Below are 20,735 nucleotides of genomic sequence, written 5' to 3' on the forward strand. Positions count from 1 at the left end.
GTCTTCTCTCTCGTACGGCATGGCCTGTCCGTGGCGCTGCCGTTCGTGACGACGGTCGAGGAGCGGGCTCTCGCGCAGAGGCTATGCCGTGCGGCGTGCACCGGTCCGGCTATCCGTACTACGGGCACATGGCGGCGACCGTGTTCACGCCTCCGGTTCGGAGCCGCCCTGGTCGAGGCGGAATGGAGGGTAGACGTCCGTCAGCAGGGCCGCGTAGGCGATGACGCGCATGACCCAGCGGTTGAGGCCGAGGCCGAGCGCGTAAAGGCCCGGAGGGTAGCGGCCGGTGAACAGCAGGGACACGGCGGCGAACAGCACCAGCACACCGACTAGTCCGCCCCAGCGCCAGACCCCGGACGTGAAGAACCCGAGCAGTACGTAGTGTGGCAGGGCGAGCAGCCACCACTTCACCAGCACCAGCCCACGGGAGAGCTGCTTGGGGTAGACGACGTCGAAGTGAGCCGGATAGTCCGGTACGTCGGCCAGGCGGAACGGCGGATAGCGGTCGGTGCCGAGGGCGCTGTACGAGTAGTAGAGGACGCGCCAGGTCCAGCGCAGCACACCGCTGGAGAAGTCGAACAGCGCTCGCGGGTAGCGGCCCGTGAAGAGAATGGCGAAGAACGCCACGACGCTCACCACGATGAACGCGACCCACAAGAAGGCCAGTACGATCCAGTGCGGGATGACGAGCAGCCATTTCACCAGCCACAGCCAGCGCGACAACTGCGGGTCGAGCGTCGCCTCCAGGCGGACCGGGTAGGGCGTGGCAGAGGACATCCGCTTCACTTTTGGTCACCTCGGACGAGGCGGCCGGAGCAGGGCCGGATGCGCGAACAACCGTCATGCGGATGCTCGCCGACCGGAAGGCGTTCAGGAGTCGATCGGAATGCGCAGTCCCCGGCCCGGCGTGTCCCGGTCGGGATCAGTCCTCGGTCATCTCCTCGACCTCGCGAAGTTGCTGCTGATAGCGGCTGCGAGGGCGAACATCGCGGCGATGACGACCACCGCGGTGGACAGTTCATCGGTGCCTCCTGTGCTTGTCGGTGCGATGAGTGACGACGTCCGGGCCCGGCAGGTGCTCGGCGTAGGGGCCGGGCGCGTCCGTTCGCCCACCGTCGGCCCGAGGCGCCGGGCGTTGACAGGTGCCGAACGGCCCTGCCCGGAGCCGCCCAGCCTCTGTGCCGAGCTGGACGGGAGCGTGACGCTGACACCATGAGCGAAAACCGACCGATGCTCCGGCCTCTCTCCAGCGCGGGCGCCGTGGTGACGACGGCCGTCTACGGTGCATTCATCCGGCCGCGCTTGCTGACCTGGGGCGCGACGCGCGCCGAGGCGGCCGGGAACTGGCCCGGTGACGATCTGGTCGCCGGCTGCGGCGGCGGAGCGACTCTGGCCACGACGCTCCCGGCGCCGCCGGAGGAGGTCTGGCCCTGGCTGGTGCAGATGGGCTGCGACCGCGGGGGCTGGTACAGCTTCGACCGGTTCGACAACGCGCGGCGCCCGAGCGCCGACCGCATCGTCACCCGGTGGCAGGTCCTCAAGGAAGGGCAGCGACTGGCGGCGGTTCCTGGCGGTGCGATGTGGTTCACGGCCGCCGTCGTCGAACCGGAACGGACCCTGGTGCTGCGGCTGTCCGTGGAACTGCTGTCAGGCCGTCCCTTCGACGCGCGGTCCGGTCCGTTGCCCGGGGCCTACATGGACTCCGTCTGGGGCTTCCACCTCCGCCGCACCGCGCGGAACGGCACCCGCCTCATCGTCCGTACGCGGAGCCGGAGCCGACCGCGGTTGCTCACCCGGCCCTTGGACCTGCTGTTGTGGGAACCCGCACATGTGACGATGCAGCTCCGCCAGTTCCGGAACCTGCGGCTACGAGTGAGTGCCGGCTGCCGGAAGCCGGCCGCGAGGTAGTGGGCCGCTAAGCCGCGGCCGGGCCGTATGGCGAGGCGCTCCTGTCGCGCAGCCGCGCGGCCCTGGGCGGCTGAGCGGCGCACGGCCGCGGTTCCTTTCTCTGTCCTGATGAACCTCCCGCACGCGGTGCCCGTGCGGTGCCCGGTCGGGCGTGTTGAGGGGGAACGATCTCGGAGGGAAGGCCGATTCGGCAGAGGCCGTGGCCGCGGGCCCGAAACCGGCCTCTCCGCGTTCGCCACCACTACTGGCGTCGACGAGCAGTCAGGTGTGGCCCCTTCGGCCCTGGCAGCCGCGGTGCGCCCTGTCGATGCTGGGTCCACGACGTTCACCAGCCGGGCGGCGGCACGGGGTGGCCGGGAGAGTCAGGGCGTGTTGGGCTCGGTCGGCGCCGGAGAAGGGGCAGTCATGACGGCCACGCCTTACCTCGACCTGAAGCTCTCCACGGACCGGAACGGGGACTCCTGGGTCGAAGCGGTCGGACCGTCGGTGGAACGCGGCGACCCCGTGCAACTGGTGTGCCCCGATGCGGACTTCGGACAGAGGCTCGCTCTCTTCAGCCGGGGCGAGGCCAATTGGGAGGACGCGGAATGGCTGGGCCAGCGGCTCTTCGCCGCACTGCTGTCCGGGGGCCTGCGGGCCCTGTGGGGATGGATGGCGAGGAACGCGGGAACGGAGGCCGCGCTTCGGCTGCGGCTCGACATCCGCGACCACGACCTGGCCGCGCTGCCGTGGGAGCTGATCTGCCCCGTCGAGTCGGCCTCGTATCCCTTCGTCCTGTCGCCGCTGCAGCCGGTCATCCGGTACGACAGCACGCTGTACACGCCGAGGCAGAAGGAGTTCCCCCGGCCGCTGCGCGTTCTGGTCGTGGTGGCGCAGCCGACGGACCAGCCGCGGTTCAGCGCCGCCGGAGTGCTGGAGGAGGTGCGGGAAGCGCTGGGGGAGCTCTCGCCGAGGGTGGAGTTGAGCGTCATGGACGACACCACCGGACCGGTGACCGTCTCCCGGCTCGCCGCGGCGATGGGGCAGGGCTGGGATGTGGTGCAGTTCATCGGTCACGGCGGGCAGTACGAGGGAGCCGACTGCCTGCTCTTGCAGAACGAGCAAGGCACGACCTGTCACGTGAAGGGCCGCGACCTGGGCTCGATCGTACTGGCCGACCCGAAACTGCAACTCTTCCTCGTCTGCGCGTGCGGCGGCCCCAGGAGCGACTGCGTCCCGCACCGGCTGTTGGGCGTGGCCGAGGCCGCGTTCAGGGCGAAGGTGCCCGCGGTCATCGGATTCCAGAGCCTCATCACCGACCGGCAGGTCGCGGACTTCTCCCGTGCCTTCTACGGAGCACTGGCCGACGGTGAGCAATTGGAGGCGGCCGTGACCAGCGCCCGGCAAGCCCTGCACGTCGGCGTGCTGGGCGGCTCCTCCTGGGCCGCACCGGTCCTGTACAGCAATGTCGAGGACGGGGTCCTGTTCAGCAACGCGCCGCGGCCCAAGTCCGACCAGGGGATCGGGCCGGGCCCGTCCGGCCGTGCTCTGATCTCACGGTCGCATGCCACGGTGGACAGGCTGCCGTCCTGGCCGAAGTACACCCCCCTGCCGTGCCGAATCCCCCTTCTACGGGACCTTCGCACGGCCTTGGAGCGCGGCGAGCGCATCATCGTCGTGCGGGCTCCGGCGGGCTGCGGTGCGTCGAGCCTGGTCCTGGAGGCCGTGCGCAGATACCTGAACGACCACGCGGACAGTGCCGACGTGCCCGCCGGCGTCGCCTGGGCGGCACGGCACACGTCGCCGCTCTCCGCGCCCTTCCCGCGCAAGCAGGACAAGGGCTGGACGGCCGACGACCTGTTCCGGCAGATCGCCGCGCATCTGAGTGTCCCGGGCCTGCAGCAGGCACCGCCCACCGAGCAGTGGAACCTGTTGCGGAGCGCGCTCTCCCGCCACCGCCACCTGCTGGTGATCGACGACATCGACGAGCTTCGGGAGCTGAAGCTCCCGGAGCTTCTCGACCGGTTCCCGGCGCCGACCGTGACGAGCCCCCACGGATCTCCTTCCACCACGTGCCCACTCACTTCCCGATCTGTCGTACACATGGGAAGAGGTATGTGGAGATGACCTCCGATGGAGATCGTTCGTGATGCTGACGGGGCTGACGGGGCTGCTGAGCGGTCGGTTGAGCCGGTTTCTGGTCGTGGGACTGGTGCCGACGGCCTTCCTCGTCGTCTTCACCGTCGGCCTGTTCCTGCTCGAAGACCCGCCCGCGTGGGGGAATCTGACGTCGGCGGTGGGCGGGCTGGGCAGCGGGCAGCTGGCGTTCCTCGTCCTCGGCGTCGTGGTCGTCGCCCTGGTCGCTCAGCCCTTGCAACTGCCCCTGGTCCGGCTCCTCGAAGGGTATTGGACCTGGTCCCCGGGCGGCCCGATGCGGCTCGCCACCCGTGCGGTGACACGGCAGCGTAGGAGACTGGAGCGTCTGCGGGACCAGGCCGCCGTCGAGGGGCCCCGCGTCGACGCGGCGCTGTCGTGTGGACGCGCCGGAAGGACGCCGGAGGAGATCCGCCGGGCGACACAGGCGCAGCTGAGCCTGCGGCGCGCGGAGTACGCCGCGCAGTGTCTGATGGGCTTCCCGGCGGCGGAGCGGCTTCTGCCGACACGCCTGGGCAATATGCTGCGCGCCTCCGAGGAAGCCGTCACACGGCGCTACGGGCTCGACGCCGTCATGCTCTGGCCTCTGCTGCACAGCGTGCTGTCGCCCACCGTCCGGGAGGCCGTTGACGACCAGCGTGACCAGATGGACTTCCTGACGCGTATCAGCGCGGTCACGTTCCTGTCCGCGCTGCTGGCGCTGGGCGTGCTGCGCCCGGTCGGCGGCACCCGATGGCCGTGGATCGCTGTCCCCGCCGTGCTGCTGCTCCTCTCGTGGATCGCCTACCGCACCGCGGTCGTCGCCGCGGCCGGTTACGGACGCCTCATGATGGCCGCTTTCGACCTGCACCGGTTCGACCTGCTGCGGGCGCTGCACCTGCCGCTGCCGGAGGATTCCGACCAAGAGAAGATCACCGGCCGGGTCCTCGCCGACTTTCTCGTCGCGGGTGGCAAGGCCGTCTACAGCCATCCCTCTCCGGACCCGGGCCCACCTCGGCTCCGCTGGGTGCCGGCCCCTCGCCGGAATCGCCGCCCGGCCCGTGCCGGGCGGCCCGCCCGGCCGGAATAGTCACGACGCGTTCACCGAGGCCACTACTTATGAAGGAGCAGCACCTGATGACCGCAGGCGCAGGTTCAAACAGGCGCGATCGCACGGCCTACCCGGTTGGGCAGCTGTGACCCGCCCGCCGTTCGGCCCCAGCGGAGAGCGGGTCCCGGTCCTGAAGGCGATGGACGCCGTGGTCCTCGACACCGACGGGGTGATCACCGACTCCGCGCGGGTCCACGCGGCGTCATGGAAGTCCGCCTTCGACGTCTGCCTGCTCGACCATCCGCCCCAAGCTCCGGAACAACGGCGGCCGTTCGACCCGCACGCGGACTACCTGCGCTATGTGGACGGCAAGTCCCGGATGGACGGAGCCTCGGCCTTCCTGACCTCCCGAGGCGTATCGCTGCCGGCCGGAAGCCTGGACGACCCGCCGGGGACCGACAGCGTCGGCGCGGTCGCCGCGCTGAAGGAAGAGCATTTCACCGGGCGGCTGCGCCGGTACGGCATCGCCGCCTATCCGGGCACGGTGCGACTGCTGCGAGCCCTGCGCAAGGAGGGGGTGCCCGTGGCCGCGGCGTCGGCGTCCCGGCACGCCCCCGAGCTTCTCTCCCGCACCGGGCTGATGGAGTTCATCGACGTACTGGTGGACGGCGGCGAGGCCGCCCGGATGAGGCTGCCCGGAAAGCCCGATCCGGCCCTGTTCCTGGAAGCCGCGTGCCGGCTCGGCGTCCCCGCGGCGCGGACCGCCGTGGTGGAGGACGCGTTGGCCGGCGTCGAAGCGGCGCGGCGGGGCGGCTTCGGGCTGGTGGTCGGTGTGGACCGGACAGCGGGCGCGGACAGCGGGGCCGACCTGCTCGAACACGGTGCGGACCTGGTGGTCCGAGACCTCGCGGAGCTGCTCACCGATGGGACGGAGGGATGACGGTGCAGGGCTGGCGCTGGGAGTTCGAGGGGTACGATCCGCGGCAGGCGCGCCTGCGCGAGGCGCTGTGCACCCTCGGCAACGGCTACTTCGCCACGCGCGGGGCGGCCCCCGAGTGCACGGCGGGCCCCGTGCACTACCCCGGTACGTACGCGGCGGGCTGCTACAACCGCCTCACGTCCACCGTGGCGGGGCGCGAAGTCGAGAACGAGGACCTGGTCAACCTGCCCAACTGGCTCCCCCTGCGCTTCCGCTTCCGCGACCACGACGGCCCCGGACCGTGGCTGTCCCCCGACACCCCGGCCCTCCTCGACCACCATCAGACCCTCGACCTGCGCGCCGGTGTCCTGGAGCGCCGCATGCGGTACCGGAGTGAGGACGGCCGACGGCTGTCCGTACACCAGGTGCGTCTCGTGCACATGGCGGACCCGCACATCGCGGCCCTGCGCACGGAGTTCGCCATCGAGGGCCGGTCCGGGGAGATCGAGGTCGAGGCAGCCCTCGACGGCGCGGTCGAGAACTCCGGCGTGCCGCGCTACAGCGCCCTGAACGGCGCCCACTTGACGCACGTCCACACAGGAGTCGCGGCGGCGGACACGATCTGGCTGAGCTGCCGGACACGTACCTCCGACATTCGGATCGGCATGGCGGCCCGTACCGCGGTGCACGGGCCCGCGGGACCCATCAGCTCTCTCCCCGCGCAGACGCGCGCCGCCCACCTGCTGCGCCTCCCGCTCTCGCCGGGCCGCACCACCATCGTCGACAAGACCGTCGCTCTGCACACCTCGCGAGACCCGGCCATCGGAGATCCGCTGCGCGCCGCCGTCGAGCGTGTGAGCAGGGCGCCGGCCTTCGGCGTCCTGCTGGAATCGCACCGTCTCGCATGGCAGCAGTTGTGGGACGGCGCGGACCTCGATGTTCCCGGCAAAGCGGGTCACGTTCTGCGGCTGCATCTCTTCCACGTCCTGCAGACCCTCTCGCCGCACACCGCGGACCTCGACGTCGGCGTCCCGGCGCGGGGGCTGCACGGTGAGGCGTACCGCGGGCACGTGTTCTGGGACGAGCTGTTCGTCCTGCCCTACCTCAACCTGCACTTTCCCGCGGTGTCCCGGTCCCTGCTCACCTACCGGTACCGCAGGCTGGAGGCGGCCTGCGACGCGGCCCGTCAGGCGGGCCGGTCCGGCGCCATGTACCCCTGGCAGAGCGGCAGCGACGGCCGGGAGGAGACCCAGCAGCTGCATCTCAACCCGCGGTCCGGACGCTGGCTGCCGGACCACTCCCGGCTCCAGCACCACGTCAGCAGCGCGGTCGCGTACAACGTGTGGCAGTACTGCGAGGCGAGCGGGGACACGGAGTTCCTGCACACCAAGGGCGCGGAGATGATGCTCCAGATCGCCCGTTTCTGGGCGTCGTCGGCCTCGTACGACCCGGACCTGGGGCGTTACCGGATACGGGGCGTGGTCGGCCCCGACGAATACCACGACGCCTACCCCGATGCCGCGGAGCCGGGCCTCGACGACAACGCGTACACCAACGTCACGGCGGCCTGGGTGCTCACCCGGACGCTGGAGCTATTGCGTACGCTGCCCGAGCCCCGCAGGCGCGAACTCCTGGAACGCCATGGGCTGGAGAGCGGCGAACTCGCCCGCTGGGAAGATGTATCCCGCAAGCTGCGGGTGCCGTTCCACGAGGGCGTCATCAGCCAGTTCGAGGGATACGGGGACCTCGCCGAGCTGGACTGGGACGGCTACCGCGCCCGCTACGGCGACATCCGCAGGCTCGACCGGATCCTGGAGTCCGAGGGCGACACGGTCAACCGCTACCGGGCGTCCAAACAGGCCGATGTGCTGATGCTCGGCTACCTCTTCCCGGCCGCCGAACTGAGGGGGATCTTCCGTCGGCTCGGCCACGATCTCGACGAGGCCACCTGGCGCCGCACGGTCGACTACTACCTCGGTCGCACCAGCCACGGTTCCACCCTCAGCGGTCTGGTCCACGGCTGGGTTCTGGCCCGAGTCCGCCGGGCCGAGGCGTGGAAGTACTGCCAGGAGGCTCTCGAAGGGGACGTCGCCGATCTCCAGGGCGGCACGACCGGCGAAGGCATTCACCTCGGGGCGATGGCCGGCACCCTCGACCTCGTACAGCGCGGACTGACGGGGCTGGAGCCCCGCGACGGAGCCCTGTGGCTCGACCCGGTGCCGCTTCCGGAGATCTCCGAGTACGGTTTCTCCGTCCGCTACCGGGGCCACTGGGGCGTACGGCTGCGGATGCGCGCCGGACGGCTCCACATCACCGTGCCGCCCTCCGACCGCCTGCCGCTCACCGTCGAACTCTCCGACCGGGGCGTCTCGGTGGCCCCCGGCGAATCGTGCCGGCTGACGCTCACGGACCAATGAGGCCACGGAGGAACCGGCGGTGTCAGGCTCCGGTCCCCGTGCGCTTCGGGCGTGCCGTCAAGCGCTGTGGATGAGACGCCCGGTGACGCGGCTGGGGGCGATCCGGATCCACTGTTCGCGGTTGCCGCCGGCCCACGGCTCGCTGACGCCCGCCTGATCGAGTCTGCGCACCGCGGCGGGGTCGGTCACCCGCTCGGCTGTCCCGACCGCGAGGACGCTCCACCCCTCGTGCCGGACCTCGTCCACCTCGTCGGCCTCGAAGGCGACCGTCTTCCCCGCCGCCGCGGCCGGTGCGGAGCCGGGCCCGGTGCGATAGACGATCGTGCGATCGAGGACCGCGTAGTTCACCGGCAGCACCTCCGGTGCCGGAGCGGCGGATATGACCACACGCCCGATGCCGTGTCCGGCCAGCCGTCTCCAGCTCTCTTCGACGGACAGCTCCGTGAGGACGGGGCGGCCGACGTCACCGGACGGCCCCGATGCGACCGCGTCGTCGACACCCAGCAGCCGGTCGGCGTTGGTGCGCAGGGCCCAGGCCAGACGGAGGACCGAGTCGATGCCGACATTCGCGGGCGATTCCTCCACGTACCGCAGATAGGCGGGCGCCATCCCCGCCCGCTCGGCGGTCTGCTCCCGCGAGAGACCGATTTCCTCGCGCCGCAGGGCGACGCGCCGCCCGAAGTCACCGGGCCGGCGTGTATGAGGCACAGAGCGCCCCCTCTCATTTCACGCGTGGAACAGTGGGACCTTCAGGGCGCCGTCGCCCCTCGCCCCGGTTTGCCCGACCGTGTGGGCCCGCTTCGTTCCCGGACAGTTCCACTGAACGCGAGGTGCCGGTAGGGCCCTACGGGCCCCGGCCGGGGGCCCGTGCGGCCCCTTAGTTCCGGAGCTGCGTGACGCCAGGCTGAGGGAAAAGGATGTGCGACAGCACTGGAGGTGCGCAGCATGCCGCGACCGATCGTCGTCGGGGTCGACGGATCCCCGGAGAGCCTCGCCGCAACGGACTGGGCGGCCGCGGAAGCGGACCGCCGCGACCTGCCGCTGCACATGGTGCACGCCTGGCAGTCTCATTCCTCCCCGTGCGGGCCCGAGCCGCAGGCAGGGCCGCCGAGTGCGGCGGCCCTGCGCCTCCCGCGCGAGACCGTGGACCGTGTCAGCGGCAGGTATCCCGATCTGCGCATCATCGACGAGCAGGTCTGCCGTACACCGCTGTCCGCGCTCCTGGCCGCTACCGAGGAGGGGGAACTCCTCGTACTGGGGTCCCGTGGGCTGAGCGGTCTCACGGGTTTTCTCGTCGGCTCGGTGGCGTTGGGGGCCATCGCGCGGTCGGAGCGGCCGGTCGTCCTCGTGCGACGGGGGCACGGGCCGGTGGACGAAAGCGGGCCGTCCGGCGCGTTCCCGCTGCCCGCGGGGCGCGATGTCGTCGTCGGACTGGACATCGCGAACCCGTGCGACGGACTGATCGAGTTCGCCTTCGAGGCGGCCCGGACCCGGGGAGCCGGCCTGCGCGTGGTGAACGCCTGCCCCCTTCCTTCCGCCTATGGACTCGCGGCCGTGCCGCAGGACGTCCCGGATCTGCGAGACGCACAGGAGCGGGACCTGGCGGCAGTGCTGCACCCGTGGCGGGGGAAGTATCCCGGCACCGCGGTCACCAGTACGGCCGTCCGCGGCCGGGCGGCCCGGCATCTGCTGGACGCGGCGCCCACGGCGGCTCTGCTGGTCGTCGGACGCCGGCCGCGGAAGACCGCCTTCGGCCCGCACACCGGCTCGGTCGTCCACGCAGTGACGCACCATGCCGGCTGCCCGGTGGCCGTGGTTCCACACGACTGACCGTCCTGGAAGGGCTCACCATGACCCGGTACGTGTACGGATTCGCCGACGGCAGCCGCGAGATGGCCGACCTGCTCGGCGGCAAGGGCGCCAACCTCGCCGAGATGACCAGGCTCGGACTGCCGGTGCCGCCCGGCTTCACCCTCACCACCCACGCTTGCCGCGCCATCCTGGCGACCGGCGCCGAACCGCCCGGCCTCAGCGCGCAGATAGGCGTGGCACTGGCCGAGTTGGAGGAGCGGATGGGCCGCAAGCTCGGGGGTTCCGACGATCCGCTCCTGCTGTCCGTCCGGTCGGGGAGCAAGTTCTCCATGCCGGGCATGATGGAGACGATCCTCGACATCGGGCTCAGCGACGTCTCCGTGGCCGGTCTGGCCAAGATCTCGGGGCAGGAGCGGTTCGCTTGGGATTCCTACCGGCGGCTGGTGCAGATGTTCGGCCGCACCGTGCTGGGCGTCGACGGCGCGCTGTTCGAACGGGCCCTCGCGGCCCGCAAGGCGGCCTGCGGCGCGGCCGACGACAGCCTCCTCGACGTGCACGAACTCAGGCGTCTGGTGGATGAGTTCAAGCAGCTGATCCGGGCCGGAACGGGAGAGGACTTCCCGCAGGACCCGGTCGAGCAGCTGCACCGTGCGATCCGCGCCGTCTTCGCCTCATGGCACGGCGAGCGCGCCCGCCTCTACCGCAGGCGTGAACACATCCCCGACGACCTCGGCACCGCCGTGAACGTCCAGGCCATGGTCTTCGGCAACCTCGGTCCCGACTCCGGTACGGGGGTGGCCTTCACCCGGGATCCGGCTACCGGGAACCGGGGGGTCTACGGCGACTACCTGCCCGACGCGCAGGGCGAGGACGTCGTCGCGGGGGTCCGCGACGCCGTACCCCTACAGGAGCTGCAGCGCATCGCTCCGCACTCCTACACCGAACTCGGGGACCACCTGCGTACGCTGGAACGGCATTACCAGGACCTGTGCGATGTCGAGTTCACGATAGAGCGCGGCAGACTGTGGCTCCTGCAGACCCGGATCGGCAAGCGCACGGCCGAGGCCGCGTTCAAGATCGCACACGATCTCGTGGCGGAGCACATGATCACCCCGGACGACGCCCTGAAGCGGGTCAGCGGACCCGAGCTGACCTGGCTGATGTTCCCCCGCTTCGACGCCCGGTCGGCCGGTGAGCCGCTGGCCCACGGCATCCCCGCGTCGCCGGGCGCGGCCGTCGGCGCGGTGGTCTTCGACTCGGCGGAGGCCCTGCGCCGGGCGGCGGTGGGAGAGCGGACCGTTCTCGTACGTCGTGAGACCACCCCCGACGATCTGCCCGGCATGGTCGCCGCCGAGGCGGTGCTCACCAGCCGGGGCGGCAAGACCAGCCATGCGGCGGTGGTCGCCCGCGGCATGGGCAAGGTCTGCGTCTGCGGAGCCGGAACCCTCACCGTGGACGTGGCGGCACGCCGATTCACCACGTCCGCGGGGACCGTCGTGCGAGAGGGTGCGACCGTCTCCGTGGACGGGACGGCCGGCACGGTGTATCTCGGCGCCCTGCCGCTCACCGACTCGGATGTCAGCCACTACTTCGAGACCGGTGAGCGCGCCGGCGCGCTCACCGACGCCGTCGGCGCGGTGCTGTCCCGTGCCGACGCCGTGCGGCGCCTGGAGGTGCGGGCCAACGCGGACACCCCGCAGGACGCGGCTCGCGCCCGCCGGTTCGGGGCGCAGGGCATCGGACTGTGCCGCACCGAGCACATGTTCCTGGGCGAGCGCCGGGCTCTGGTCGAGGCGATGATCCTGGCCCGCGACGAGGCGGGCAGGCGGCAGGCGCTCGCGGCCCTTCTGCCGCTCCAGCGCCAGGACTTCACCGCGATCCTGGAAGCCATGGACGGCCTCCCGGTGACCATCCGGCTGCTCGACCCGCCCCTGCACGAGTTCCTGCCGGACCGCACCGAGCTCTCCGTCCGCATCGCCACCGCGAGCGTCCCCGATCCCCGGGACGCAGAGCTCCTGGCAGCGGTGGACCGGATGCGCGAACAGAATCCGATGCTCGGCCTGCGCGGCGTGCGCCTGGGGCTGGCCGTCCCCGGACTGGTCGCCATGCAGGTACGGGCGATCGCCGAGGCCGTGGCGCAACGGCTGAGGGACGGCGGCAGCCCTCGGGCGGAGATCATGGTTCCGCTCGTGGCCACCGCCGAAGAGCTGTGCTGCGTCAGGGCCGAAGCGGAACGGGTCCTGGCGGAAGTCTCCGCGGACGCGGGAACATCCCTGCGCTGCCCGATCGGGACGATGATCGAACTGCCTCGTGCCGCCCTGAGCGCCGGGCGTATCGCCGAGGCCGCCGACTTCTTCTCCTTCGGCACCAACGACCTCACCCAGACCACCTGGGGCATGTCCCGAGACGATGTGGAAGCGTCCTTCTTCCCCTCCTACCTGGCACGGGGAATCCTCGCCGTATCGCCCTTCGAGTCCCTCGACCGCGACGGCGTCGGCCGGCTCGTCGGCCTCGCCGTCCGGGAGGGCCGCGCGACCAGCCCCGGCCTGGAGACCGGGGTGTGCGGTGAACACGGCGGCGACCCCGAGTCGATCCGCTTCTTCCACGAAGCGGGCATCGACTACATCTCCTGCTCGCCGTTCCGGATCCCGGCGGCCCGCCTGGAGGCCGGCCGCGCGGCTCTTCCCGCCCTGGACGGAGACAGCCACTACACGGCGGTCTAACGTGAGACCCGAACGTGAGCGGTCGGCCGACAGCGGCGTGGCGGAGGACCCGTGGGCGGAGAGAACGCGAAGGACCCCGAACACCTGCCGCGACTGAGGATGGACGAACTGCTGGAAGAGTTGCAGACACGCGTCAACGCCGTGCGGGGGGCACGCGACCGCGTGCACAGCCTGCTGGAGGCAGTGCTCTCCGTCGGACGGGGGCTGGACCTGGCTGAGGTGCTGCGCGGGGTCGTCGAAGCGGCCGTCGTGCTGGTGGACGCCGAGTACGGCGCGCTGGGTGTGATCAGTGGGGAACAGCAGCTGGCGGAGTTCCTCACGGTCGGCATGAGCGGCGAAGCGCGGTCGCGGATCGGGGCGTTGCCGCACGGTCACGGACTGCTGGGCGAGGTGATCCGCCACCCTGAGCCGCTGCGGCTGGCGGAGCTGTCCGAGCACCCGTCCTCGTACGGCTTCCCGCCGGGCCATCCGCCGATGCATTCGTTCCTGGGTGTGCCCATACGGGTGCGTGACGAGGTCTTCGGCAATCTCTATCTCACCGAGAAGCGCGGTGCGAAGGAGTTCGACGCGGAGGACGAGGCGGTCCTCTCGACGCTGGCGGTCGCCGCCGGGGTGGCCGTCGAGAACGCCCGGCTGTACGAGGACGCCCGGCGCAGGGAGCAGTGGCTCAGCGCCAGCGGGGAGGTGACCAGCAGCCTGCTGTCGGGGGCTCCGCGGGGGCAGGTCCTGGAGTTGATCGTCGAGCGGGCCCGGCAGATCGTGTCCGCGGACCTCGGGGTGATCGCGGTACCGGTCGAGGGCGCGGAAGGGCTGCGCACCGCGCTGGCGGTGGGCAGGGACGCCCAGGCGCACAGCGGATTGCTGATGCCCTCGCAGGACGGTTTCATCGGTGCGGCGTTCTCCGGCATGGAGCCGGTTGTCAGCTGCGACATGGAGAACGATCCGCGGCTGGGGGAGAACACATCGCGGTGGGCCGGGCTGGGGCCGGCGGTGGCGGTGCCGATGGGTGCCAGCGGGCGCGCGAGGGGAGTGCTGCTGCTGGCTCGGAACACGGGCCGGCCGTTCTTCGCGCCGACGGAGTCCGCACCGCTGCTGGGTTTCGCCGGCCAGGCGGCACTCGCCATGGAACTGGCGGAACGGCGCCGCGACGCCGAACAGATCGCCCTGCTGGAGGACCGCGACCGCATCGCCCGCGACCTGCATGACCTGGCCATTCAGCGGCTGTTCGCGACGGGGATGACCTTGCAGAGCGCGCGGCGCTTCGTCCAGCATCCGGAGGCGGTCGAGCGTCTGGAACGGGCGGTGGACGATCTGGACGCCACCATAAAGATCATCCGTTCGACCATCTTCGGGCTGCGTGCCCATGAAGGGAGTGTCGGGGAGGGAGCGTTGCGTCAGCGGCTGGCCGGGGCGGTGGCTGCGGTGACCCCTTCGCTCGGCTTCGCCCCCGCCGTTCGGGTGGAGGGGCTGGTCGACACCGTCGTGCCCGCCGAGATCGCCGATCATGTGGCCGCGGTGCTGGGCGAGGCGCTGAGCAACGTCGTCCGGCACGCCGAAGCCGACACCGTCGACGTGCATCTCGTCGTCGCCGATGGGATGTTGACGCTGGTGATCACGGATGACGGCGTGGGCGTCCCGGGCCATGCGGTGCTCAGCGGACTGAAGAACATCGAAGAGCGCGCGGTGACCCTCGGCGGTGCGCTGACCCTGGACGAACCGCCCGGCGGCGGCACCCGACTGCGCTGGAGCGTTCCGCTGTCCGGTGCCGAGCCGTCCGCATAGCGGCGGTCAGCTCAGCCGTCTTGGGTCGGTGTCCGCCGGACGAGAGCGGGCGTACGACGGGCGGTGGCGGGGCCCTCCGGCCCGTAGCCGAGCCGGATCAGCATCTGCACCCGCGCGCAGTGGGGCACTGGCGCGCGCAGTGACTGGCGCAGGTCGGGCCACTCCATCGCCTGGTGGAACAGGGAGGTTCGCAGGCCGTGCGCGGTCGCGGCGAGCAGTGTGTGCTCCAGAGCCTGCCCGGCGCGCAGCCAGTCCGTGCGCCGGTCGTGTTCGGTGGACAGGACGGCGATGACGGGAAACCGCTCGAAGGCTCGGGACGGCAGCTGTTCGAGGTGTTGCTGTCCGGTGAAGTCGCGCATGGGGAGCCGGCCGAAGGAGTCCTGCGGGCCGAGGGCGACCGGCGGCGGATGCTCGGCCGTGCCTTCGGCGTCGCGTATCCAGCGGCGGCTCTCCGCACTGCGGTCCGCGTCGGCGGTGTTACGCCGCTCCGCATCCAGCGTGAGCCGCAGCAGCCGTTCCGTCTCGTGGGGGGCGGGGAAACTCAGCGCGGCGCCCTCCGCGTGGGCGGCCTCCACCAGTTCGGTACGGATGAGAGCCGGCGGGCGGCAGCCGGAGAACGGGAGGCGGCTGCTGTGCCTGCGCCAGATCGCCGGGTACAGGTCGGACCGGTGGGCGGTGTTGGGCCGTGCGGCGCCGGACAGCCGCACCGAGGCCAGCAGGCCGGGGTCGTCGGGGTAGGGGAGCAGTCGTGTGATGGGTTTCCAGCCGAAGTGGGCCACCGCGACCCGCAGGTTGAAGAGCGCGGCGCCCACCGAGACGTGGAGGGCCCGTCCCGCGGGGTCCGCGTGCCGCAGGCCCCGTTCCGGGGCGGCACGAATCTCCAGGACCACGGAGTCGGGGTCCAGCCGGAAGTGCCAAGGCTGGGTGTTGTGCACCGAGGGCGCGGCCGCGGCCGCGGATATCAGCGTTTCGAGTGTCGGTGCGTCAAGGGTCATGGCATGCACGTCGACCACCTCCATGGGCATTTCCAGCCTGGCGCGCTGCCGTTCGGTGGTGCAGGGACCGGCCGGCCCTCGCCTGGGCCGACCGGGCGTCCGCCTGGGCCGACCAGGCATCGGATGTCAGCCCGGCGGCCACTCCAGCCGGGTGGCGATGACGGCGGCCTGGATCCGCCGCTGGACCCCCAGCTTGGCCAGCAGCCGGGAGATGTGGTTCTTCACCGTCTTCTCCGACAGGTACAGCCGCTTGCCGATCTGGCGGTTGGTGAGCCCCTCCCCGATGAGGCCGAGGATGTCCCGCTCCCGCTGGGACAGAGCGGTCAGTACGGGAGACCCGGCCGGCACGTCGGCCGGGTCCGCACGCAGACTCCTCATCAGCCGTGCGGTGGTCGCCGGGTCGAGCAGGGACTGCCCGGACGCGATCGTGCGCACCGCGGAGACGAGATCCGATCCCCGGATCTGTTTGAGGACGTACCCGGCCGCTCCGGCCATGATCGCGTCCAGCAGAGCGTCGTCGTCGTCGAACGAGGTGAGCATCAGACAGGCGAGTCCGGGCATCTGGGAGCGCAGCTCTCGGCAGACCGTGATGCCGTCGCCGTCGGGCAGCCGGATGTCCAGGACGGCGACGTCCGGGCGCAGGGCGGGCCCTCGGGCCAGCGCATGGTCGACGGTCCCGGCGTCGCCGACCACGGAGATGTCCGGCTCCGTGCCGAGGAGGTCGGTCAGTCCGCGCCGTACCACCTCGTGATCGTCCACGAGGAAGACCCGGATCGGGTCCTCCGCTGAGAACACCCGTGTTTCGGCCATGGCGGCCCCCTGTCCCCGCTGCGCGGAACTGTCCTCGTGATGGTCGCCCACTCACAGGGCCCCGGCCAGGGCTGAACGGTCCCCACTTGCGGGGAAGCCGGGGCCCAACGGCCCGTCGCCCGTGCCTGACCGGCCCCTCACGGTGGAATCGTCCGGCTGTCACCTTCTCAGCAGTACTGCCAAGGGGGTGCGGATCGATGCGGAGTACCCGAGGTCCGAAGGTGTGGCTGTGGCGATGGCGGAACAATCCGCTCAGGAGGCGCAGCGACACCGTTGAGTCATGGGCCTTGCTGGTGGCGTGGGCATTGGTGGCCGTCGGTGGCATCGCTGTCGGCGGGACGTCCGCCCACGCCGTGGAGGAGTCGTTGGACCGGCAGCGCGCGCAGCGGCACACCGTGTCGGCGGTACTTACGGAGAACGCGCCGAGCGCGCTGTCCGCGAGGGCCGACGGGTGGGCGTGGACCCGGGCGGAGTGGAGGGCCCCGGATGGTTCCGCGCACACGGGGAAGGCGCTTGCGAAGGCCGGCGGCAAGGCGGGAGCGAGTGTCACGATCTGGACGGACCGGCGGGGGAGGACCACCATGCCCCCGACATCAAGCGGTGAGGCGGTACTGCAGGCGGCCTATGTGGGGGCCTTGGCAGCCGTCGGCTGGGGTGGCGTGGTGCTGGCGGGCGGCTGGTGCCTACGGACTCGGCTGACCCGGCGGCGAATGCGGCAATGGGGGCAGGAGTGGGACGCGGTCGAACCACTGTGGCGGCGGGCCGGCTGACCCGGGCCACACGGGCCCTGGGGTGGGACCGCTCGGCACTGTCGAGGCCGGTGGTCGCACCACGACGCTGGCAGAGAACACGAGAGCATCCGAGGGAGGGCCAGATGAGCGCAATGATCGAGCGGTGGCCGAACTGGCCGCCGCTGCCCGAGCTGATCGGCTGGATCGAGTCGGGCATACCCGGCCTGCACCAGACGCCCGGCCTGCACGGCATCCGCATCGAGCAGCGCGTCACCGACGGCGCTTACATCCTCCGTGCCGAGCTGCCGGGCATCGACCCCGGCAACGTCGAGATCAGTGTCACCGAGGACGTTCTGACGTTGCGCGCCGAGCGCACGGAGGGGGATGCCGACGCGCCCCACACCGAGTTCCGTTACGGCGCGTTCGCCCGCTCGGTACGGTTGCCCGCCGGGGCGCGCGGTGACGAGGCGAGCGCCGGGTCCAAGGACGGCGTACTGACCATCACGATTCCGCTGCAGGAGCCGAAGACAGGCACCACGACCATCCCCGTGCGGCACGGCTGAGCGTAACTCGCAGTGCCGTACCGGCCCGCGCGCTCACGACCCGAGCGCGCGGGCACCTCACTGACGGACCGTCAGCAGATCCTGGGGAGTTGCTCGCCCAGCGGCATGTCCACCACGCGCCGGGCCCCCACGAGCGTCCGCAGTACGACCCGGCCCGGGTGCCCGCCGCCGAGCACCTCACCGATCCGTACGGCGCCCCCTCCTTCGGGCAAGGACCGCATCGCGGCGAGGGCCTCGTCGGCCGCGGCGGCGGAGACGAACGCGATCAGACAGCCCTCATTGGCGACGATCAGCGGATCGAGCCCGAGCAGATCGCAGGCGGACGAGACCGCGGACGGCACGGGGACAGCCGATTCGTCGATCTCGATGGTGGCACGGGAATCGCGCGCGATCTCGTTGAGGGCGGCGGCCAGTCCGCCGCGGGTGGGGTCGCGCAGCGTGTGAAGGTGATCGCCGATCCCCGCCATGGCCCGCACCAGCGGGTACAGGGACTGGGTGTCGGAGGCGATGTCGGTCTCGAACCCGAGCCCTTCGCGCGTACTGAGGACGGCTGTGCCGTGCAGCCCGATGGGCCCCGACACCAGGACCGCGTCCCCCGGTCGCGCGCGGCCGGCGGACGGCCACAGCCCGGCGATCCGTCGGCCGATGCCGGTCGTGTTGATGAACACCTTGTCGGCCGCGCCCCGCCCCACGACCTTGGTGTCGCCGGTGATCACTGACACGCCCGCGTCGCGGGACGCCTTGCCCAGCGAGGTGAGCACCGCCCGGAGCTCGGCCAGCGGGAGGCCCTCCTCGATGATGAGGGCCACGGTCAGCGCGAGCGGCTCGGCGCCGCGCATCGCCAGGTCGTTGACCGTGCCGTGGACGGCGAGCGAGCCGATGTCGCCGCCGGGGAAGAAGAGCGGGCTGACCACGAAGCTGTCGGTGCTCACCATGAGTTCAGGGTGGCAGGGCAGCGGTGCGGCGTCCTCCAGCGGGCCCTCCCGGTCGCCGAAGGCGGGCAGCACGAGGCCGTCGAGGAGTTCGCCGGTGAGTTGCCCGCCGGCGCCATGGCCGAGCAGGACGCGCTCGTTCTCGGTGTACGGGAGGGGGCAGTCCGCTGTCATACGGGGCTCTCCTTATGGGAGGGCGCGCGGCGCCCCGCGGCGTGGAAGGCGGCGCAGGTCCCCTCGGACGAGACCATGGGGGCGCCGAGCGGGCGGCGAGGCGTGCAGCGCACGCCGTACGCGGTGCAGTCGGTCGGCAGCCGGGCGCCGGTCAGGACGGCCCCCGCGATGCACTCCGGATCCTCGACCGGGTGCAGTCCGGCTACGTCGAAGCGGTGCGCCGCGTCGAACTCAGCATAATCCGGGGCGAGTTCGAGACCGCTGGACGGCAGGGTGCCGATGCCGCGCCAGGCCCGGTCGGTGAGGCGGAAGACCTGACCGAGAACCTTCCGCGCTTCGGTGTTGCCGGAGCGCCGCACGGCGCGTACGTACTGGTTCTCGACCTCGTACCGGCCCTCCTCCAGCTGGCGGACCGCCAGCAGGATGCCCTCCAGCAGATCCAGAGGCTCGAATCCGGTGACCACGATCGGCACCCGGTGGCGGGCGGCGATCGGCTCGTACTCCGTCCAGCCCATGACGGCGCAGACGTGCCCCGCGGCCAGGAACGCCTCGACCTCGCAGTCCGCGGACCCGAGCAGCGCGGTCATCGCCGGCGGTACCAGGACATGGCTGACCAGCAGTGAGAAGTTCTTCAGGCCCAAGCGGGCGGCGTGCAGTACGGCCATGGCGTTGGCCGGCGCGGTGGTCTCGAAGCCGACGGCGAGGAAGACCACTTCCCGGGCGGGCTGCTCCTGGGCGATGCGCACGGCGTCCATGGGGGAGTAGACGACCCGGACGTCCGCGCCGCGCGCCCGTAGCGACAGCAGGTCGGTGCCGCTGCCGGGGACGCGCAGCATGTCGCCGAAGCTGGTGAAGACGACCCCCGGCCGCGCGGCTATGGCCATGGCCCGGTCGAGGGTCTCCAGCGGGGTGACGCACACCGGGCAGCCGGGCCCGTGCACCATGCGGATCCCGGCCGGAAGGAGTTCGTCGATGCCCTGCCGGACGAGCGTGTGGGTCTGGCCGCCGCACACTTCCATGATCCGCCATGGGTGTGTCGCTGTCCGCTCCAGCTCGTCCAGCAGCCGCCGGGCGAGGATCGGGTCGCGATATTCGTCGAGATACCTCATGGTGTGGGGCGCGCTGAGCCGACGAGGTCGATCTCGACGGCCACCACGCCTTCGACGGCGCGTGCAAGGCGTGCCGCGACCGGGACCAGCGCGGTGTCCCGGATCCTTCCGGCGAGCGTGACGACGCCCTCGTCGACGCTCACGGTGACCGGCTCCACCGGCGTGGGGAAGAGCTGGTCCACGACCGTCTCCCGCACCTCCCAGGCGATGTCCTCGTCCGGCCGAAGGAACACTTTGAGCAGGTCACCCCGGCTGACGACGCCCGCGAGGAGCCCCTCGGCGTCGATGACGGGGAGCCGCTTGAGGCCCTGCTGCGCCATGGCCCGTGCGGCCTGGGCGAGAGTGGCGTCGGCGTGGACGGTGACGGCCGGCGTGCTCATCAGCTCCGCCGCGGTCACCGCGTCGGCCTTGGCCATGCCGATGAGCTGTCGCCGCCGGGTGAAAGGGGCATTCGCGTCCGAGCCGGGCCCCGCCCGGGTCAGGTCCGGGGGGCCGTCGCGGAACTCTGCTTTGGGCAGCAGGTCGGCCTCCGAGACGACGCCGATCACGCGGCCCTCGCCCTCCAGGATGGGCACCGCGCTGACCTTCCACTGCTCAAGCGTCCTCACGATCTCCTTGAACGTGGCCTCGCGGCCCACGGCGACGACGGTGTGCGTCATCACGTCGCTGACGGTGTACGGACTTTCGGGCATGGGGC

The 20,735-nt window shown here is 71.4% G+C and carries 17 protein-coding genes; 10 read left to right on the forward strand and 7 right to left on the reverse strand.

The window, feature by feature from the left end; all coding sequences use genetic code 11:
* Positions 1-144: 144 nt before the first annotated feature.
* Entirely contained in the window at positions 145-777 is a 633-nt protein-coding gene (locus tag AC07AB_RS11250; RefSeq protein WP_478563673.1) for a DUF4389 domain-containing protein, read from the reverse strand.
* A gap of 435 nt (positions 778-1,212) precedes the next feature.
* Here AC07AB_RS11250 and AC07AB_RS11255 point away from each other — a divergent pair, with 435 nt between their 5' ends.
* From AC07AB_RS11255 to AC07AB_RS11275, 5 genes are all read left to right on the forward strand, one after another.
* Entirely contained in the window at positions 1,213-1,908 is a 696-nt protein-coding gene (locus AC07AB_RS11255; protein ID WP_478563675.1) for a hypothetical protein, read from the forward strand.
* A gap of 405 nt (positions 1,909-2,313) precedes the next feature.
* Positions 2,314-4,014 carry a CHAT domain-containing protein gene (locus AC07AB_RS11260; RefSeq protein WP_478563677.1) on the forward strand — a complete coding sequence of 567 codons (1,701 nt, stop codon included), beginning with the start codon at positions 2,314-2,316 and terminating at the stop codon, positions 4,012-4,014.
* Between the two features lie 19 nt (positions 4,015-4,033).
* Positions 4,034-5,110 (forward strand): hypothetical protein, encoded by a 1,077-nt coding sequence (locus AC07AB_RS11265; RefSeq protein WP_478563680.1) that lies wholly within the window; start codon positions 4,034-4,036, stop codon positions 5,108-5,110.
* A 160-nt stretch (positions 5,111-5,270) separates the two neighbouring features.
* Positions 5,271-6,011, forward strand: coding sequence for an HAD family hydrolase (locus AC07AB_RS11270; RefSeq protein ID WP_478564677.1), 741 nt, complete (start codon positions 5,271-5,273; stop codon positions 6,009-6,011).
* Positions 6,008-8,407, forward strand: a complete 2,400-nt coding sequence (locus tag AC07AB_RS11275) for a glycoside hydrolase family 65 protein (protein ID WP_478563683.1) — start codon at positions 6,008-6,010, stop codon at positions 8,405-8,407. The genes AC07AB_RS11270 and AC07AB_RS11275 overlap by 4 nt, the downstream gene beginning before the upstream one ends.
* Positions 8,408-8,464: 57 nt before the next feature.
* On the opposite strand, the gene AC07AB_RS11280 is transcribed toward AC07AB_RS11275, so the two are convergent.
* A complete protein-coding gene (locus AC07AB_RS11280) occupies positions 8,465-9,115 on the reverse strand; it encodes a helix-turn-helix domain-containing protein (RefSeq protein ID WP_478563687.1) in 651 nt (216 codons plus the stop codon).
* 237 nt (positions 9,116-9,352) lie between these two features.
* On the opposite strand from AC07AB_RS11280, the gene AC07AB_RS11285 reads away from it, so the two are divergent.
* The 3 genes from AC07AB_RS11285 (at position 9,353) to AC07AB_RS11295 (ending at position 14,724) form a co-directional block, all read left to right on the forward strand.
* Positions 9,353-10,237, forward strand: coding sequence for a universal stress protein (locus AC07AB_RS11285; RefSeq protein ID WP_478563690.1), 885 nt, complete (start codon positions 9,353-9,355; stop codon positions 10,235-10,237).
* Between the two features lie 20 nt (positions 10,238-10,257).
* Entirely contained in the window at positions 10,258-12,942 is a 2,685-nt protein-coding gene (ppdK, locus tag AC07AB_RS11290; RefSeq protein ID WP_478563693.1) for a pyruvate, phosphate dikinase, read from the forward strand.
* A 99-nt stretch (positions 12,943-13,041) separates the two neighbouring features.
* Positions 13,042-14,724, forward strand: coding sequence for a sensor histidine kinase (locus tag AC07AB_RS11295; RefSeq protein WP_478564680.1), 1,683 nt, complete (start codon positions 13,042-13,044; stop codon positions 14,722-14,724).
* A gap of 11 nt (positions 14,725-14,735) precedes the next feature.
* On the opposite strand, the gene AC07AB_RS11300 is transcribed toward AC07AB_RS11295, so the two are convergent.
* On the reverse strand, positions 14,736-15,728 hold the full coding sequence (locus AC07AB_RS11300) for an Acg family FMN-binding oxidoreductase (protein ID WP_478564682.1): 993 nt from the start codon (positions 15,726-15,728) through the stop codon (positions 14,736-14,738).
* 117 nt (positions 15,729-15,845) lie between these two features.
* Positions 15,846-16,529, reverse strand: a complete 684-nt coding sequence (locus AC07AB_RS11305; RefSeq protein WP_478563696.1) for a response regulator — start codon at positions 16,527-16,529, stop codon at positions 15,846-15,848.
* Positions 16,530-16,726: 197 nt separating this feature from the next.
* Between AC07AB_RS11305 and AC07AB_RS11310 the strand changes: the two genes are divergently transcribed.
* Positions 16,727-17,299: an Rv1733c family protein gene (locus tag AC07AB_RS11310; protein ID WP_478563699.1), complete on the forward strand. Its 573-nt coding sequence runs from the start codon at positions 16,727-16,729 to the stop codon at positions 17,297-17,299.
* Between the two features lie 104 nt (positions 17,300-17,403).
* Complete coding sequence (locus tag AC07AB_RS11315; protein WP_478563702.1) at positions 17,404-17,823, forward strand: Hsp20/alpha crystallin family protein; 420 nt, start codon at positions 17,404-17,406, stop codon at positions 17,821-17,823.
* Positions 17,824-17,894: 71 nt separating this feature from the next.
* Here the strand turns inward: AC07AB_RS11315 and hypE are convergent, their stop codons facing one another.
* From hypE to AC07AB_RS11330, 3 genes are read right to left on the reverse strand one after another with little or no spacing between them, the layout of a single operon-like run.
* On the reverse strand, positions 17,895-18,929 hold the full coding sequence (gene hypE, locus AC07AB_RS11320) for a hydrogenase expression/formation protein HypE (RefSeq protein WP_478563705.1): 1,035 nt from the start codon (positions 18,927-18,929) through the stop codon (positions 17,895-17,897).
* Entirely contained in the window at positions 18,926-20,038 is a 1,113-nt protein-coding gene (gene hypD / locus AC07AB_RS11325) for a hydrogenase formation protein HypD (protein ID WP_478563708.1), read from the reverse strand. The genes hypE and hypD overlap by 4 nt, the downstream gene beginning before the upstream one ends.
* On the reverse strand, positions 20,035-20,730 hold the full coding sequence (locus AC07AB_RS11330) for a CBS domain-containing protein (protein ID WP_478563711.1): 696 nt from the start codon (positions 20,728-20,730) through the stop codon (positions 20,035-20,037). Before AC07AB_RS11330 ends, hypD begins: the two co-directional genes overlap by 4 nt.
* Positions 20,731-20,735 lie beyond the last annotated feature (5 nt).

It is taken from the genome of Streptomyces sp. NPDC044033, assembly GCF_056434425.1.

What these genes read in the sequence shown, in the direction of transcription:
- hypD (WP_478563708.1), bottom strand. Translation starts at nt 20,038, where the DNA reads ATGAGGTATCTCGACGAATATCGCGACCCGATCCTCGCCCGGCGGCTG.
- AC07AB_RS11315 (WP_478563702.1), top strand. Translation starts at nt 17,404, where the DNA reads ATGAGCGCAATGATCGAGCGGTGGCCGAACTGGCCGCCGCTGCCCGAG.
- AC07AB_RS11270 (WP_478564677.1), top strand. Translation starts at nt 5,271, where the DNA reads ATGGACGCCGTGGTCCTCGACACCGACGGGGTGATCACCGACTCCGCG.
- AC07AB_RS11285 (WP_478563690.1), top strand. Translation starts at nt 9,353, where the DNA reads ATGCCGCGACCGATCGTCGTCGGGGTCGACGGATCCCCGGAGAGCCTC.
- AC07AB_RS11275 (WP_478563683.1), top strand. Translation starts at nt 6,008, where the DNA reads ATGACGGTGCAGGGCTGGCGCTGGGAGTTCGAGGGGTACGATCCGCGG.
- AC07AB_RS11310 (WP_478563699.1), top strand. Translation starts at nt 16,727, where the DNA reads ATGCGGAGTACCCGAGGTCCGAAGGTGTGGCTGTGGCGATGGCGGAAC.
- AC07AB_RS11295 (WP_478564680.1), top strand. Translation starts at nt 13,042, where the DNA reads ATGGACGAACTGCTGGAAGAGTTGCAGACACGCGTCAACGCCGTGCGG.
- AC07AB_RS11255 (WP_478563675.1), top strand. Translation starts at nt 1,213, where the DNA reads ATGAGCGAAAACCGACCGATGCTCCGGCCTCTCTCCAGCGCGGGCGCC.
- AC07AB_RS11330 (WP_478563711.1), bottom strand. Translation starts at nt 20,730, where the DNA reads ATGCCCGAAAGTCCGTACACCGTCAGCGACGTGATGACGCACACCGTC.
- AC07AB_RS11250 (WP_478563673.1), bottom strand. Translation starts at nt 777, where the DNA reads ATGTCCTCTGCCACGCCCTACCCGGTCCGCCTGGAGGCGACGCTCGAC.
- hypE (WP_478563705.1), bottom strand. Translation starts at nt 18,929, where the DNA reads ATGACAGCGGACTGCCCCCTCCCGTACACCGAGAACGAGCGCGTCCTG.
- AC07AB_RS11260 (WP_478563677.1), top strand. Translation starts at nt 2,314, where the DNA reads ATGACGGCCACGCCTTACCTCGACCTGAAGCTCTCCACGGACCGGAAC.
- ppdK (WP_478563693.1), top strand. Translation starts at nt 10,258, where the DNA reads ATGACCCGGTACGTGTACGGATTCGCCGACGGCAGCCGCGAGATGGCC.
- AC07AB_RS11305 (WP_478563696.1), bottom strand. Translation starts at nt 16,529, where the DNA reads ATGGCCGAAACACGGGTGTTCTCAGCGGAGGACCCGATCCGGGTCTTC.